The following is a 16338-nucleotide window of genomic DNA, read 5'->3' on the forward strand; positions in this document are numbered from 1 at the left end:
CCTCGCATTGCAAGATTCATTGATAAACTCGGCAAATGTATGCGCTCAGCGCTGCTTGAGCGCATCGCTTGGCTCGAGGTGATTGTCTACCGGTTTTACCTGCTGCCAGCGGGACGAGAGCGAGTTAAAGTCGTAGCCGGATCCCGTCAGCTTGAGTCCCCGATCCGCCATCATCAAACCCATGGCGATTACCAGAATCGCGGAAGCAAGCACCAGTTGGCGCATGATGCTGCGGGACACGCTGCTGGCAATCAGGCCGAAGCTCAGGAGCGGCAACAGCGTGCCCAGGCCGAAGAAGAACAGCATGGTAGCGCCTTCCTGGGGGCTGCCAGTCCCTGCTGCCATGATGTACATGGCCTGCAGAGGACCGCAACCCAGCATGAATCCGTTCAACAGTCCGATTGTGAGAGGGCTGCGATGACCTCGTAGTTCATTCGCGACGCCTTTGGTCACAAAATGAGGCAAACGCAAGGTGAAACCGCGCAGCGCCGGAAACACATCCAGCATTTTCAGGCCATAGATGATGACAAAGAGGCTGGCCGCGATATTGATGATGCCCCGCATGTGAGGGGTAAAGGTCACGATCGAGCCCAGCAAGCCTAACGTGCCGCCAATGGCCGCGTAAGAGGCTGTCTTGCCGGTTGCGTACATCAGGTGGCGCATCGCGGTGGAAGCCGCCGATTGAGGAACACCTGCGGTCGCGTAGCCGACCACAAAGCCGCCGCACATGCCAATGCAATGGAAGCCCGTAAAAAACCCGATGGAAAATAACATGGCATGCCCGAGGTTGGGGCTCATCTCTCCCACCAGGCCCGGTATCATGCTCTTGCCCCAGAAGGTAACGCCACCGACCATCAGCAGGAAGAACAGGAAAATCAGCCCATTTCGCAGATGCTGGCCTGAGGCGTCGGGAAAGGCGCTTTCAAGCTCATAACCTTTTTCTTCGATTGCATCGCGAATGTCGGTTTCCTTGATGCGCTTGCCGTCGAACTCGACATCGACAGTCTGCTTTACGTAATCCGCTTTTACCTTCTGCACGCCGGGAAGATAATGCACCGCATGCTCGATGGTTTCTTCGCAACCCGTGCAATGCATGCCTTTGACTTTCAGATGAGAGATTTTATTCGTCATCGTCGCACTCTGAATTTTACAGCAGATGTCTACAATGCAATTTCACCGCGTTTGTTCTATCTAATACATGGCTTTTGCTAGTTTGCCGACCCTCGATCGCTTCATGCGATATTGCCGTCGCTCCAGGAAATCCAGCAGCTAAATCAAACAACCTACGATAAAATCGTATACTACGTGGGGGTATATGTCAATACCTATGGAGGGTATATTGCCGAGGCTTAAACGCTGGGCGCGCTTGTACGGAATCGCTGGGCTAACGGCCCAGGTTTACTGGAAATGAAGGATAGAGGTAGCGCCTTGCTATGCTTGAAGAAGCTGGGGACAAGCTCAGGAGTTGCTGGCTACGTGCTTGCGAAGAATTAGAGATTCCTGATACTCGACAGGAGGCGGGTCAAGTCGCTTTTCAAGACCGCGCCTTTCATCCATGTCAATCTTGCTGTCGTAATTGTGGAAACAGAATCACGTCGCGAATACTCGGGCTATCGGTGAAGAGCATTACCAGGCGGTCTATACCGATACCCTCGCCTGCGGTGGGTGGCAGGCCGTATTCGAGCGCGCGAATAAAGTCGGCGTCATAATACATGGCCTCGGCATCTCCGGCTTCTCTTGCATCGGCTTGTTCGAGAAAGCGCGCAGCCTGATCCTCGGGATCGTTCAATTCGGAAAACCCGTTGGCGATTTCGCGGCCGGCAATGTAGAGCTCGAACCGGTCGGTTATCGCGGGATTTGCATCGTTGCGCCGCGCCAACGGCGAAACCTCGGCTGGATAGTCGACGACGAAGGTTGGCTCAAGCAGCAAATGCTCGGTAGTTTCGTCAAATAATGCAAGCTGTAGCCCGCCGATGCCGTCCGCGGGTTTATAAGCGATTCCAAGCGCCTCGAGTTTTTTGACGAGAAAGGATCGGTCGCCGAGTTGCGCATCGGTATATTCCGGATGAAATTTTCGGATTGCCTGGGTAATGGTAAGCCGTTCGAACGGTTGTGCGAGGTCAATTTCACGTCCCTGGTAAATGACCTTGGTTGTTTCCAGCACCTTTATCGCGACTTCCCGCAGCATGGTTTCAGTGAAATCCATCAGGTATGTGTAGTCCTGATAAGCCTCGTAGAATTCCAGCATGGTGAATTCGGGATTATGCCGGGTGGAAATTCCTTCGTTTCTGAAGCTTCGATTGATTTCGAATACGCGTTCCATGCCGCCGATGACCAAGCGCTTCAAATAAAGCTCCGGCGCGATGCGGAGATACAGTTGCATATCCAGCGCGTTGTGATGGGTGATAAAAGGCCGTGCCGCGGCGCCGCCCGGAATCGGGTGCATCATTGGCGTCTCCACTTCCAGATAGCCATGCCTGACCAAAAACTCGCGAATGGATTGGATGATCCGGGAGCGCGTAACAAAAACGCTACGGCTGTTTTCGTTAGTGATGAGGTCGAGGTAGCGCTGGCGGTATCTTTGCTCCTGGTCGGCCAGGCCATGAAATTTTTCCGGCAGAGGGCGCAATGACTTCGTGAGCAACCGCAAATTCGTGACGCGAATGGAAAGCTCACCGGTTCTCGTTCTGAAAAGCATCCCCTGAGCGCCCAATATATCGCCAAGGTCATAATGCTTGAATGCGTCATGCGCCTCGATGCCGGCGACGTCGTTGGCGATATAAAGCTGGATGCGCCCATTCATGTCCTGGATGGTGGCGAAGCTTGCCTTGCCCATCACGCGCTTCAATACCATTCGTCCCGCGACGTTTACAACCTTTGGCGCCGCTTCCAGCATTTCATTGGAATGGTCGCCATATTGCCGGTGAATATCCGACGAAAAATCGTCGCGACGAAAATTGTTCGGGAAGGCGTTACCTGATTTGCGCAACAGATCCAGCTTGGCGCGGCGCTCCTCGACGAGCCTCGCCTCCGCGTTAAGCGAATCGAGGGGTTCGCTCGGACTTTCCTCTAAAGCGTCATTCGCCACTGTCAGCTCTCCTATATGCCTTGTTTCAAACTGGCTTCGATGAAATCATCCAGCCCGCCGTCCAGTACGGCCTGTGTGTTGCCACTTTCGATATTGGTCCGCAAGTCCTTGATGCGAGACTGATCCAGCACATAAGAGCGGATCTGGTGTCCCCAGCCGATATCGGTCTTGCTGTCTTCGATTGCTTGTTTCTCGTCATGCCGTTTGCGCAGTTCCGCCTCGTACAGGCGCGATTTCAGCATGGCCATCGCGTCCGCGCGGTTGCGGTGCTGCGAGCGGCCGCTCTGGCACTGCACTACGATACCCGTGGGATTATGGGTTATCCGGATGGCCGAGTCCGTTTTGTTGATGTGCTGGCCACCCGCGCCGGATGCGCGGAAAGTGTCGACCCGTAAATCAGCGGGGTTGATTTCCACTTCGATGGTCTCATCCACCTCAGGATAAACAAACACGCTGGCAAAGGATGTATGGCGTCGATTACCCGAATCAAACGGGGATTTTCGCACCAACCGGTGAACGCCTGTTTCTGTACGAAGATAGCCATAGGCATAATCGCCTGAAATCTTGAGACTTGCGCTCTTGATACCCGCGACCTCGCCCGGCGACTCCTCCATCACCTCCACACTATAATTGCGGTGCTCGCAATAGCGCAGATACATGCGTTCCAGCATTGCCGCCCAGTCCTGTGCTTCGGTACCGCCGGAGCCGGCCTGAATATCCACGAAGCAATTATTGTGATCCATGGGATTGGAAAACATGCGGCGGAACTCCATTTCCGCCACGGTCTTTTCCAATCGGCTGACATCCTGCTCGATACTGTGCAGCGTAGCGTCGTCATTCTCTTCCCTTGCCATCTGGAACAGATCCTGGGCATCGTGTAACTGCCGTCCGACTGTTTCCAGATTAACGACGACGCCTTCCAGCATTTTTTTTTCACGCCCCAATTCCTGGGCGCGCTTGTTATCGTCCCAGATCGCAGGGTCTTCCGTCAGCCGGGTGAGCTCGTTTAGCCGTGTTTGTTTGTTATCGAAGTCAAAGATACCTCCGCAATGCTGCTGCCCGGCTGTCGAGATCCACGAGCTGATGGGCAATGTCGTTAAGCTGTTCCGCTTCCATAGGAGCCTTTGAAGGTGCAAAGATCAAGAATTATACAGGAAGGGAGGATGTCGTCCGTGGCTTGACGAGATACGGAGCAGAGTAATAACTTATGCATACATCGAAAGTAATGAAGAAAGCTGCTTGATGCTGGCGAATTGCCGTCCCGTTAATTCACCAATTACTCCGTCAACGACTCAACGGCTTCATCAACCACGCAATGCTTGAGCGTGAAAGTGCAGATGGTTTTCGATAAATGTACTGATAAAGAAGTAGCTGTGATCGTACCCCGCTCGCATGTTGATCTGTGCGGGATAGTGTGCTGCTTCACAGGCGGCAATGAAGCGCTCGGTTTTCAGTTGCTCAGCCAGGAATTCATCCGCATCGCCCTGATCGATCAATATCGGCAGGTGTTCCGATGCGTGTGCGGCCTCAATCAGTAGCGTGGCGTCATAAGCCCACCAGTTTTTCATATCGTCGCCCAGATAATGGCTGAATGCTTTTTTCCCCCAAGGGCTGGTGGTCGGGTTGACCACAGGTGAAAAAGCCGATACCGATCGGTAGCGTACAGGATTTCGCAGCGCGATCATGAGCGCGCCGTGGCCTCCCATGGAATGTCCGCAGATCGAGCGTCGATCGTTAATCAGAAAATGTTGCTCGACCAGGGCCGGTAGTTCATCCACGATATAGTCGTACATGCGGTAATGGTGGCGCCAGGGCTCCTCGGTCGCGTTTACGTAAAAACCGGCGCCCAGCCCCAGGTCGTACGCATCCGCAACATCCGCTACGCCCTCACCCCGCGGGCTGGTATCCGGCATGACAAGCGCAATCTCGAGCTCCGCTGCGACCCGCTGGGCCCCGGCTTTGGTGGCAAAATTCTCATCGGTGCAGGTCAATCCCGATAGCCAGTAAACGGCCGGCACTTGCCCGCGATTGCCCAGCGGGGAGGATATCCGGGGCGGAAGATAAATAGAAAAATTCATGTCGCAATTCAAAGACTTCGAGGCGTGTCTGTAACGCGCTTGCGACCCATCGAATGAGCGGTGCGACGAGAGAAGCTGCAGTTCCGGCATATCCGATCCTCAAGAGGCAACTTTCAGCCCTGGCGTAAAAACGCCCTGGCTTTATTTATTGAAATGAATGACCGTGCGAATGGATTTACCCTGGTGCATGAGGTCAAAAGCTTTATTGATGTCTTCCAGACCCATGGTGTGAGTGATAAAAGTATCGAGCTCGAATTCTCCATCCAGATAGCGCTGAACATAGCCTGGAAGTTCGGTACGGCCTTTTACTCCGCCAAATGCCGAGCCGCGCCAGACACGCCCCGTTACCAGTTGAAAAGGGCGTGTACAGATTTCTTCACCCGCGCCGGCGACGCCTATTATCACGGATTCCCCCCAGCCTTTATGACAGCATTCAAGGGCGGAGCGCATCAGCTTGACGTTACCGACGCATTCGAACGAGAAATCCACGCCTCCGCCGGTCATATCGATAATCACGTCTTGAATCGGTTTGTCGTAATCCTTGGGATTCACTACGTCGGAAGCACCCAGTTGACGTGCTATTTCAAATTTGTCGGGATTGATGTCGATTGCAATGATGCGCGCGGCCCGGGCCATAGCCGCGCCGATAATCACGGCCAGACCAATGCCGCCCAGGCCGAAAACCGCCACGGTATCGCCTGTCTTCACCTTTGCGGTCTTGGCGACAGCACCCAGACCCGTCGTCACACCGCAACCGAGAAGGCATACCTTCTCTAGCGGCGCCTCCTTACTGATTCTGGCCAGTGAAATTTCAGGTATTACCGTATATTCCGAAAAGGTCGAGGTGCCCATGTAATGATAAATAGGTTTTCCGTCCTTAGAGAAACGTGTCGTGCCGTCGGGCATAAGCCCTTGTCCCTGGGTGGCCCGGATAGCCTGGCACAGGTTGGTTTTACCCGATTTGCAGAACTTGCACTCTCCGCATTCAGGGGTATAGAGCGGGATTACATGATCTCCCACCGCAACACTCGTGACACCTTCGCCGAGCGCTTCGACGATGCCGCCACCCTCATGACCGAGAACCGCCGGAAACTTTCCCTCGGGATCTTTCCCCGACAGGGTGAATGCATCCGTATGACAAACGCCGGTGGCCACGATGCGAACGAGTACTTCGCCTTTTCGGGGCGGCAGCAGGTCAAGCTCTTCGATAGTCAGTGGTTGACTCGGTCCCCATGCAACCGCCGCACGTGTTTTGATTATTTCCATGTAGTTCGCTCCGTCTTCGTTACTTTGATCAGCATGGCTGGCAGCCTGTCAGACTTAAACGAAATCGGCTGCAAAAGCGTCTGGCCGGTTCATATTTCGCTGCTTTTTTTCGACCAATAGAATAACTATTGGTCTTCAAAGTCCCCAAAATCTACCCTCACCCAGTCACTTTTTCGCTGCGATTCTTCAAGTCCGACAGGCTGCTAGTATGCTCAGGAATCCGTCAGTTTTCAAATTCCGTTACCGCTTTGTAGCGGTGGTTGCGTCCCGCTTGAAAATTCCTGCGATGGTTTGCTTTTTCATCTGAGCCATCCTATGATGAAATCGGGTCGGTAAGTTGGGCTGGTTTGGGTCTCTGCCATTTCCGCCCTGAATGATTTACCTGTGAACAATTTTTAGGAGATCATGATGCGACGAATCTACTTTCTTGTTCCCGATATCGCCACGACCAAACGTATCGTCGATGAGCTACTCCTTTCGCGAATCGAGGAACGACACATTCACGTGCTGGCGAAGCGCGGTACTCCTCTGGAAGAGCTACCCGAAGCCAGTCTGCTTCAGAAGAGCGATTTTGTGCCCGCAGTGGAGCGGGGGCTCGCAGTGGGCGGAACGGTCGGTGCGCTCGCTGGACTGGTCGCCATCGCGCTTCCTCCTGCCTCGACGGTCATTGCGGGCGGCATTCTGTTGGGCAGCACTCTTGCAGGGGCGGGAGTAGGTGCGTGGGCGGGCAGTATGATAGGCGTGAGCACGGCCAATTCCAGGGTCAAGCAATTTGAGGAGGCAATTGAGGCCGGTCAGTTTCTCGTTCTGGCCGATGTGCCAAAGAAACGCGTTGCCGAGATTGAGGCACGGATAAAAACGCATTTGCCTGACGTGACTGTAGAAGGGACGGAACCCATAATACCCGCATTTCCTTAACCTGCCTTGCAGGACAGCTAGAGGGTAGCCGTTACTGGAACTGTCGCATGAAACGCCGGTCAATCCGGTTTTTTAACCACCAGAAAAAAGCGGAACGCGCTGCCAAGTCGCTGTAAGAAGCAATGGCGCGTCCATCCGCAGTGCCGATAAGGCTGAGGCTGTGCCGTTGAGGTTTATACTCCTTGAGTAGACGACCCGCCAGATAGGCTCGAAGGTTGTGCTCCAGCGGTTTCGCCATACGCACCGCAAATACACCGGATCTGGGTAATTTCCGGTTTTCGATGGAGGCTGCATCCCCCGCAGCAAAAATCCAGGGATAATTTATTGCCTGAAGGGTTGGCTTGACTCTAATGAAGCCTTCACGCGTGATATCCAGGCCGCTCTCCCCCAGCCACGGTGGAGGTACAGCCTGTGTAACCCAGAAAACGAAGTCCGCGGCCAAGCGCTGTCCGTCATCGAGACGCACGCTATCCGGCATCACCTCGACCACCTTCGCCCCGGTTATCGCAGCCACGTTTCGTTCCAGTAACAGGTTGTGAACAATGTGTCGTGCGCGTGAATTGTGCCCCGACAGCAAGCATGGTTCGCTGTGAATGATGGTGAATTCAGCGTGCGGCAGCCGGGAACGCATGGCTAGCGCCAGTTCCACGCCGCCCGCGCCGCCACCCACGAGGATGATTTGCAACTGGCCTGTGCTATTTTCAGCCGCGGCCATGGTGCTTGCCCAGCCTTTCAGCAGACGCGGCACGGGCTTCGATGGAATCGCCCATGATTTCGCGCCTTCTACACCACCCGTATCAGGTAGGCCGCCGACATTAATGGAAACCAGGTCGGCAGCCAGGGACGCAGCTCCGCTATCGAGCAGCACCTGCTTTTGCTTCAGGTTCATTCCACACGCTTTTGCATGGATGAACTGAACATTGGCGAGCCTGCATAGATGTCGTAGATCGATAAGCAGTTCTGTTTGCTGGTAGAAGCCGCTGATAAGCCCCGGCAACATTCCCGAGTAAGCAGCGTACTCAAAATCGCTCACCATGGTCATACGCACGTCGTGTAAAGGATTTTCGCTGAGTTTTCGCAGCAATAAGACGTGTGTGTGGCCGCCACCGATAAGTATCAGCTCACGAGGATGGGCGCCATTTGACGAGTTGGTTATAATGGTCGGCATCCCCATATCGACGTTTTAGTTTTGTCCACGCTGGTTTATCATTCGCCAGTTGCAAACTGGAGGAGCGGCACAATGGCAGGGCTAAGTAAAGACACTCCCAGTCCCAACGAAATAAAACTTCATCGGAAGTCCAGAATACTGGAGATTTCTTTCAGTGATGGCAAAATTTTCCAGTTTCCCTGTGAGTTTTTGCGGGTCTATTCGCCTTCCGCGGAAGTACGCGGCCACAGTCCCGGGCAAGAAGTGCTGCAAACCGGTAAGAGAGAGGTGAATATCAACGATATCAAACCCGTGGGCAATTATGCAATCCAGCTTAATTTCTCGGATGGGCATAATACCGGCCTTTATTCGTGGGATTTACTTTATGACTATGGCTTGCGCCACGATGAAATGTGGCAGCGATACCTTCATCGCATGCAAGAGGCAGGCGCGAGCCGGGAACCGATGACCCCCAGCAAGCGTTGAACCGCAACCGGCAAGGGAATCCGCTGAACAATTTCCCGGTTTCGCGCTCGGTAATCGGCTCGGCTGCCAGCCCAGTCCCAACTATTCGCCCCAATCCACGGCTTTTGCACAGGTTCTACAGTAACCCGTCTTGCTGTAGTATGTGCCCTTCATTCAAATACTGACCATCCATGACAAAAACAACTCATTTCGGCTTCAATACCGTAGCTGAAGCAGAGAAAGCCCGCAAGGTAGCCGGGGTATTCGATTCGGTTGCCGAGCGCTACAACCTGATGAATGACCTCATGTCGGCAGGTATGCACCGGATGTGGAAGCGATTTGCGGTAGAGACCAGCGGAGTCAGAAAAGGAGACCGGGTGCTTGATATTGCCGGCGGCACCGCCGACTTGAGCGCTTTATTTTTGGAGCAGGTGGGCAGCAATGGCGAGGTCTGGCTCACCGACATCAACAACGCTATGCTCACGATAGGCCGCGACCGGCTACTCGATGAAGGTGCGGCTGTCTCGGTAGCGCAGTGCGATGCGGAGAAGCTGCCATTCCCAAGCAACTATTTTGACTGTGTCAGTGTTGCCTTCGGCCTCAGAAACATGACCCACAAGGATATGGCATTGAAAGAAATGCTGCGCGTGCTCCGACCTGGCGGACGGGTTATCGTGCTTGAATTCTCCAAGGTATGGAAACCATTGCAAAGCTTTTATGATCTTTACTCATTCAAGGTACTTCCAGCGATGGGCGGGTTCATTGCCGGAGACCCGGATAGCTATCGCTATCTGGTCGAATCCATTCGCGTGCATCCCTCGCAGGAAGAATTGAAACAATTGATGCAAAACGCCGGTTTCGAGCGAGTAGAGTACTTCAATCTATCTGCGAGCGTGGTTGCGCTTCACCGCGGCTACAAGTTTTAAGGCCGAGAGACTAAGGCTGAAACACCTCGGCGATTGGAGGAGAAACGATTACTCTTGTATGTATGATAGCGTACAGAAAAATTTTCTGACGCTTGTCAGTATCACGCTACTTCCCTCCGGTTTTCCACGCAGATAAAAGGTTTGCTCATCCGCAGAAAATGAGCTGAGACCCTATCGTGTGTCTGTGCAATGCGCATGGACACCGCTAAGACACCATAAGACAGGTGCTGGTCTCGAGCATGAGATCCGGTTGCTGTACAAGAAAAGCCCTGACCAACCCATGATAAGCAACTCTCCCTGATCTTCGGCATTGAAGAAGACCACCTTCAGGAAAGTCTCGCAGATGCGTTGGTTACGGCCCGATTTATGTTTGAATCAAGGTTGAATTGGGGAATCAATCCTTCGCAAGGTAAAAACAATGACCGGCAGTCGTCATGTCGTACTCCTGTTTGGTGAAATTCTGGTAGACCGGTTTCCCGACAGGGAGGTATTGGGTGGTGCGCCCTTCAATGTTGCCCGGCACTTGCGTGCGTTTGGCTGTGCACCTGTCCTGGTTACGCGTATAGGGCAGGACGCCGCGGGCGCTCGCGTGTTGCAGACCCTGGAAAGCTCGGGACTCGCCACACACGGTGTTCAGCTCGATACGATCTACCCTACCGGCATGGTAGATATCAATTTCACTTCTGAAGGTCACCGGTTCGATATTATTCCCGATCAAGCCTACGATCATATTCATCCCCGGCTATCGCGCATGGCTGCCCTCGCCGCGAATTCGGAACTCGTCTATTTTGGAACATTGGCGCAGCGTGCCGGCTCGCATCGAGCCCTGCGTCATTTATTGCGTGCTACCGGCGGTCAGCGTTTTTTTGATGTCAATTTGCGCGATCCCTGGGTTTATGTGGATCGCATACAATGGTCATTGCAGCACGCAGATATCGTCAAGGCTAATGACGACGAGCTTGAGAGAATAGCTCGGCTACTGAATATCGAGGAAATATCCCCCGAGGCTCAGGCCAAGGTGCTGATCAAGCGTTACCAGTTGCGCGGCATGCTTGTCACTCGTGGTGAAGCGGGGGCCTGGTGGCTGGAAGATTCCGCGGAACCGATAACGACGGTATCCGATCCCATCACGGATATCCGTGATACGGTAGGCGCCGGCGATGCGTTCTCGGCCGTTTTTATGCTTGGCCTGCTGCACGGCTGGGCCGTGCCCCTCACCTTGCAACGGGCACATCATTTTGCCGGTGCAATTTGCCGGATACGTGGCGGACTTCCGGAGCACAACGATTTCTACGAACCATTCATCAGCGACTGGCATATGAACCCATCTGAATGAAAGATTTATATATCCTGATGCTAAGCCTGCACGGGTTGATCCGGGGGAACGACCTGGAACTTGGGCGCGATGCGGATACTGGCGGGCAGGTGTTATACGTGGTAGAGCTGGCCCGTGCATTGGCGCGCCAGCACGAAGTCGTCAAGGTCGATCTGCTGACCCGGAGGATAGAAGATTCCTCCGTATCCGCTGACTATGCTCGTCCGGAAGAGATGCTCGGCGATAATGCACGCATTATTCGTCTTCCTTGCGGGCCGCGCCGGTATTTGCGTAAAGAGAGTCTTTGGCCCTATCTCGATCAACTGGTTGATCGTGCGCTGCTTTTTCTGCGTGAGCAGAAACGTTTGCCTGATGTCATCCATAGCCATTATGCCGATGCAGGCTATGTCGGGATGCAGCTTTCTCAGCTTCTCGGTATCCCGCAGATCCATACCGGGCACTCGCTCGGGCGAAGCAAACAGCAGCGCCTGCTCGCACAAGGGCGTAAACCACAGGCACTGGAGCGTCAATTCAGCTTTCATCGCCGGATATCGACCGAGGAGGCCATACTTCAGCATGCAAGCCTGATCATAACAAGCACACCTCAGGAGAGCGACGAGCAATACGGACTGTATACCAACTATCACCGTGAGCGTGCCGTGGTTATTCCTCCCGGGACCGATATCTCGCGCTTTTCTCCGCCCAGTCGCCGGATAGCGCCGGAGCCGGAGGCTGCGAGGCTCATCGACCGTTTTCTGACGCATCCGCGCAAGCCTTTGGTGCTCACGATTTGCCGCCCCGAAATGCGAAAGAATCTCGGTGCCTTGATCGCCGCATTCGGCAGTTCACCTGAATTGCATGAGCACGCCAACCTGGCCATCATAGCGGGTAATCGCGAGGACATCCGTAAACTTGACGTCGCGCAGATCGAGGTAATGACCGATCTATTGCTCGATATCGATCTTTACGATTTATGGGGTAAAGTGGCGCTGCCAAAACAGCACAAGCCGGCCGATATCGCAGGGTTCTATCGGCTCGCAGCTCGGCGCCGGGGCATATTTGTCAATCCGGCGCTCACCGAACCGTTCGGTCTTACCTTGATCGAAGCGGCTGCCAGCGGGCTTCCCATCGTTGCTACAGAAGACGGAGGACCGCGCGATATCGTGGCGCACTGCAAAAATGGCGTCCTGGTGAATCCCATGGATATCAAGGCCATAGCGGAGGCGATTGAATACGGACTGGCGGATTCGACTCGTTGGCGGCGCTGGTCGCGCAATGGTATTGCAGGGGTCAGGAATTACTACACCTGGGATGCGCACGTCAGGAAATACCTGCGCGTTCTGTTCCGTCTGTTGCATCAGGAGCGTAAGCAAATCCGGCGCACCATGGCGATATACCAGAGGCCGCAACGCCATCCGTTACCGCTGATATCGCATATGCTCATTAGCGATATCGACAATACCCTGCTGGGTGATCGTGCCGCCTTGCGCCGTTTTCTGACTATCTTGCGGGCGACCCCGCCCAATTTAGGCTTTGGAGTCGCCACAGGGCGCACGTTGGAAAGTACACTCAAGATATTGAAGGAATGGGGCGTTCCCTTACCTGATGTGCTGATTACCGCGGTCGGCAGCGAGATCAATTATGGTCCAGAACTCCGCCCGGATATAGGCTGGCAAAATTTCATCAAGTACCTGTGGCGCCGCGATGCGATTGAAAGCGCGCTTGACGGAGTGCCGGGTCTCACATTGCAAGCGAAGGAGAATCAGCGCGAATTCAAGCTTAGCTACAATGTAGATCCCGAAAAAATGCCGCCAATGGCAAAAATCAGGGCTCTATTACGTGAGCAAAAATTGTCCGCACATTTGGTTTATTCGCGCCAAGCCTATCTCGACATTTTGCCTCTGCGCGGTTCCAAAGGGGGGGCAATACGTTATCTTGCCTATAAATGGGGGCTGCCGTTGCGTTCCTTTTTAGTCGCAGGTGATTCAGGCAACGATAGGGAAATGCTGATCGGTGACACACTTGGCGTGATCGTTGCAAACCATAGCCCCGAATTGGCCAGTCTAAGGGGAAATGAGCAAATTTATTTTGCCCGTGCAGGCTACGCGGACGGCATCGCTGAAGGCATGGCACATTACGAGTTTGGCACTTCCCTCATGGAGACTGCGAATGATACCTAAATTTGATGCCTGGGCTGCGGATCACCGTAGCGATTTATATGCATTGTTACGTAGATGGTTCGAACTGGAACGTCCGCTTTTGCTGCGCTCGGATCTTCAGGCAGCTTTTGATGCATTAAGCGCAGAGCTTCCCCACTCTCTCGTCGAGACGCCGCTGCAAGAAGTCGTCGATCTCCTGCAAGAGGCGGTGTGCCGGCCTCCGCTGATTTATATGGCGTTACGCGAAGGTGCCGGGAGTTGGCACTTCATGAGCATTCATCAGCAGCAGTTGATACCTGAGCCTGTCAGCGTGTCCGATTATCTGGCTTTCAAGGAAATGCTGGTGCGCCCGGATAGCGCTCATGAACCGGTGTTGGAACTGGATTTCGCGCCATTTAATCGTGGTTTCCCGCGGCTCAAGGAAATTCGCTCGATCGGTCAAGGGGTGATCTTTCTCAACAAGCAACTGGCGGGTACGCTGTTTACCCACCCGGGCATGGGCTCAGTCAAGCTGTTGAATTTTTTGGCGGTGCATTCCATGGACGGGCATCAATTGATGCTCAACGGCAACTTTGCCGACGTTGCGGCGTTGCGCGCCGGGTTGCGCCGCGCGCTTGGGTTGCTCGACAGATATCCCGACGATACGCCATGGATAACGATTGCGGAGTTACTGAGCGGACTGGGTTTTGCACCGGGTTGGGGCGATTGCGCCAAGCGGGTGAGCGACACCATGAGCCTCCTGGTGGATATTCTCGAAGCGCCTTCAGCACAAATACTCGAGAATTTCCTGGCGCGAATTCCCATGATATCAAAGTTGTTGGTCCTGTCGCCCCATGGCTATTTCGGGCAGGATAATGTGTTGGGATTGCCGGATACGGGCGGTCAGGTGGTTTACATCCTGGATCAGGTAAGGGCTCTGGAACGGGACATGAGCGAGCGCCTGATGCTCCAGGGGATAACGGCCCAACCGAAAATTCTGATAGGCACACGCCTGATCCCTGAGGCGGGAGATACCCTGTGCAACCAGCCGTTGGAAAAAATCCACGGCACCCAGAACTCATGGATTGTGCGTGTGCCATTTCGTAAACCCAACGGCGAAGTTGTCCGGTCCTGGATATCGCGTTTCGAGATATGGCCTTATCTGGAAAATTTTGCGCATGATCTTGAACGCGAAGCGCTGGCACAACTGAGTGGCCGCCCGGACCTGGTAATCGGCAATTATTCGGATGGAAACCTGGTGGCCTCACTGATTTCCAAACGAATCGGTGTAACACAGTGCAATATCGCCCACGCGCTGGAGCAGAGCAAATATTTGCATTCCGCCTTGCACTGGCGCGAGAATGAAGCCCAGTATCATTTCAATTGCCAGTACACCGCTGATCTGATTGCAATGAATAGCGCCGATTTTATTATTACCAGTACCTATCAAGAGATTGCAGGTACCTCTCATACCGTGGGCCAATATGAAACCTATCAGAACTACACGATGCCCGGCTTGTATCGAGTGCTGAACGGCGTCGATCTTTTTGACCCCAAGTTCAATATCGTCTCCCCCGGTGCCGATGCCGAGGTGTATTTCTCCTATCTCGACGGGGAGCGCCGTCTGAAAACGCTATTGCCCGACATCGAGCGTCTTTTATATGGAGACGATCCCGGCGTACCCTGGCGCGGTCATTTCAACGATCCTGCCAAGCCCCTGATTTTTACAATGGCCCGCCTCGATCTGGTCAAGAATTTGACTGGATTGGCGGCGTGGTTTGCACAATGTGCGCGTCTATCGGATGCAGCCAATCTACTCGTAATCGGTGGGTATATCGACCCTGCCGCTTCGACCGATGGTGAGGAACGGGCCGAAATTGACCACATGCACGCCATTATGAATGAATATAAGCTGGAAGGGCGCATGCGCTGGCTCGGCACTCGCCTGGAAAAGAATCTGGCGGGCGAATTGTATCGGCATGTGGCTGATAAGCGCGGCATGTTTGTCCAGCCGGCCCGATTCGAGGCATTTGGGCTGACCATCATCGAGGCTATGGCTTCCGGCCTTCCCGTATTCGCTACGTGTCATGGCGGTCCGCGGGAGATCATTCAGCATGGAATATCGGGCTATCATTTCGACCCGAACGACGGTTCTGCCGCGGCCGAAGCCATGGCTGATTTTTTCACTCGCTCAGCCGCCGATCCCGATTTTTGGGACCATATTTCCCAAATGGCTTTAAAACGGGTTGAATCACGTTATACATGGCGTTTGTACGCAGAACGAATGATGACTTTATCGCGTATCTACGGTTTCTGGAAATTCGTCAGCAATCTGGAGCATGAAGAAACTGAACGTTATCTCGATATGTTTTACCATTTGCAATTTCGTCCCATGGCGCAGGCACTGCTCCCCCATCAATAAGCAATCTCGAGTCGCTCGCATTCCCGGCGCTGATTCAACGCGAGGTATAGGACCTGCGGCGGAAAACATCGATCGTGATTCAGCGTCCGAAGCGGGCGACATGCAGCGCAGCATTGTTAATCGCAAAACGGGATTTCCTTGTTGACGACTTTCTTTGTTGATAGAATAAATTCGATAATCTTGAATCCGGCGGCTGGACGGAATGGATGAGCGGTTTTTGGAGCAAAGAACGGCGCGACGACATGGAATGTAACAGTGCAGGACAGCAGTGCCTTCCGCAGGAAGGTGCGGCCTCGAAGCGGGATGCGGGCACCCCATGCGCGTAGAACGCGATCGCGGTGTTCCTGAGCTGCATGATCTCCACCTCGCAGGGACTCTCGTGCGACGTTCGGGGCGCCATTCCATCTCGGGAAGTTGCGTGCAGCGCTGCGCGGCAAAAACTGTTCGACCCGTTCCGTAGCGAACTCACCGGGAAAGTGAGGCTCAAAGGGTACAAAAATCCTTTCCGGCTATGACGCTTAGCTGACAAATGAGCGGTCAACCGGCGGATTCAGGATCATATAACTCGGGTCTGC

At 54.0% G+C, this 16338-nt stretch carries 13 protein-coding genes; 6 read left to right on the forward strand and 7 right to left on the reverse strand.

Annotated features, from left to right (window positions below; translation table 11 throughout):
- Positions 1-45: 45 nt before the first annotated feature.
- The 5 genes from F822_RS10905 to F822_RS10925 form a co-directional block, all read right to left on the reverse strand.
- Positions 46-1131: an urease accessory protein UreH domain-containing protein gene (locus F822_RS10905; protein WP_025041906.1), complete on the reverse strand. Its 1086-nt coding sequence runs from the start codon at positions 1129-1131 to the stop codon at positions 46-48.
- Between the two features lie 427 nt (positions 1132-1558).
- Positions 1559-3088: a lysine--tRNA ligase gene (gene lysS / locus F822_RS10910; RefSeq protein WP_025041905.1), complete on the reverse strand. Its 1530-nt coding sequence runs from the start codon at positions 3086-3088 to the stop codon at positions 1559-1561.
- Positions 3089-3099: 11 nt separating this feature from the next.
- A protein-coding gene (prfB, locus tag F822_RS10915) for a peptide chain release factor 2 (RefSeq protein WP_156304402.1) occupies positions 3100-4204 on the reverse strand; the annotation gives its coding sequence in 2 pieces (ribosomal slippage) (positions 3100-4122 and positions 4124-4204; 1104 coding nt in all).
- A 188-nt stretch (positions 4205-4392) separates the two neighbouring features.
- Positions 4393-5256 carry an S-formylglutathione hydrolase gene (fghA, locus tag F822_RS10920; protein WP_036576629.1) on the reverse strand — a complete coding sequence of 288 codons (864 nt, stop codon included), beginning with the start codon at positions 5254-5256 and terminating at the stop codon, positions 4393-4395.
- Positions 5257-5307: 51 nt separating this feature from the next.
- Positions 5308-6432, reverse strand: coding sequence for an S-(hydroxymethyl)glutathione dehydrogenase/class III alcohol dehydrogenase (locus F822_RS10925; RefSeq protein ID WP_025041903.1), 1125 nt, complete (start codon positions 6430-6432; stop codon positions 5308-5310).
- A gap of 408 nt (positions 6433-6840) precedes the next feature.
- On the opposite strand from F822_RS10925, the gene F822_RS10930 reads away from it, so the two are divergent.
- Positions 6841-7350, forward strand: a complete 510-nt coding sequence (locus F822_RS10930) for a hypothetical protein (RefSeq protein ID WP_025041902.1) — start codon at positions 6841-6843, stop codon at positions 7348-7350.
- 31 nt (positions 7351-7381) lie between these two features.
- On the opposite strand, the gene F822_RS10935 is transcribed toward F822_RS10930, so the two are convergent.
- Complete coding sequence (locus F822_RS10935) at positions 7382-8518, reverse strand: FAD-dependent oxidoreductase (protein WP_051536765.1); 1137 nt, start codon at positions 8516-8518, stop codon at positions 7382-7384.
- Between the two features lie 72 nt (positions 8519-8590).
- Between F822_RS10935 and F822_RS10940 the strand changes: the two genes are divergently transcribed.
- The 5 genes from F822_RS10940 to F822_RS10960 all read left to right on the forward strand — a co-directional run bounded on the left by F822_RS10940 (position 8591) and on the right by F822_RS10960 (position 15763).
- Entirely contained in the window at positions 8591-8983 is a 393-nt protein-coding gene (locus F822_RS10940; RefSeq protein ID WP_025041901.1) for a gamma-butyrobetaine hydroxylase family protein, read from the forward strand.
- Positions 8984-9153: 170 nt separating this feature from the next.
- A complete protein-coding gene (gene ubiE / locus F822_RS10945; protein ID WP_025041900.1) occupies positions 9154-9888 on the forward strand; it encodes a bifunctional demethylmenaquinone methyltransferase/2-methoxy-6-polyprenyl-1,4-benzoquinol methylase UbiE in 735 nt (244 codons plus the stop codon).
- Positions 9889-10306: 418 nt separating this feature from the next.
- Positions 10307-11224: a PfkB family carbohydrate kinase gene (locus tag F822_RS10950; RefSeq protein WP_025041899.1), complete on the forward strand. Its 918-nt coding sequence runs from the start codon at positions 10307-10309 to the stop codon at positions 11222-11224.
- The gene (locus tag F822_RS10955; RefSeq protein ID WP_025041898.1) at positions 11221-13383 is read left to right on the forward strand and encodes an HAD-IIB family hydrolase; all 2163 of its coding nucleotides are present in this window, start codon (positions 11221-11223) and stop codon (positions 13381-13383) included. The genes F822_RS10950 and F822_RS10955 overlap by 4 nt, the downstream gene beginning before the upstream one ends.
- Positions 13373-15763 carry a sucrose synthase gene (locus tag F822_RS10960; RefSeq protein ID WP_025041897.1) on the forward strand — a complete coding sequence of 797 codons (2391 nt, stop codon included), beginning with the start codon at positions 13373-13375 and terminating at the stop codon, positions 15761-15763. Before F822_RS10955 ends, F822_RS10960 begins: the two co-directional genes overlap by 11 nt.
- A gap of 116 nt (positions 15764-15879) precedes the next feature.
- Here the strand turns inward: F822_RS10960 and F822_RS15375 are convergent, their stop codons facing one another.
- A complete protein-coding gene (locus F822_RS15375; protein ID WP_036576624.1) occupies positions 15880-16200 on the reverse strand; it encodes a hypothetical protein in 321 nt (106 codons plus the stop codon).
- Positions 16201-16338: the final 138 nt, after the last annotated feature.

The organism is Nitrosospira briensis C-128 (assembly GCF_000619905.2).
Taxonomy (GTDB): domain Bacteria; phylum Pseudomonadota; class Gammaproteobacteria; order Burkholderiales; family Nitrosomonadaceae; genus Nitrosospira; species Nitrosospira briensis.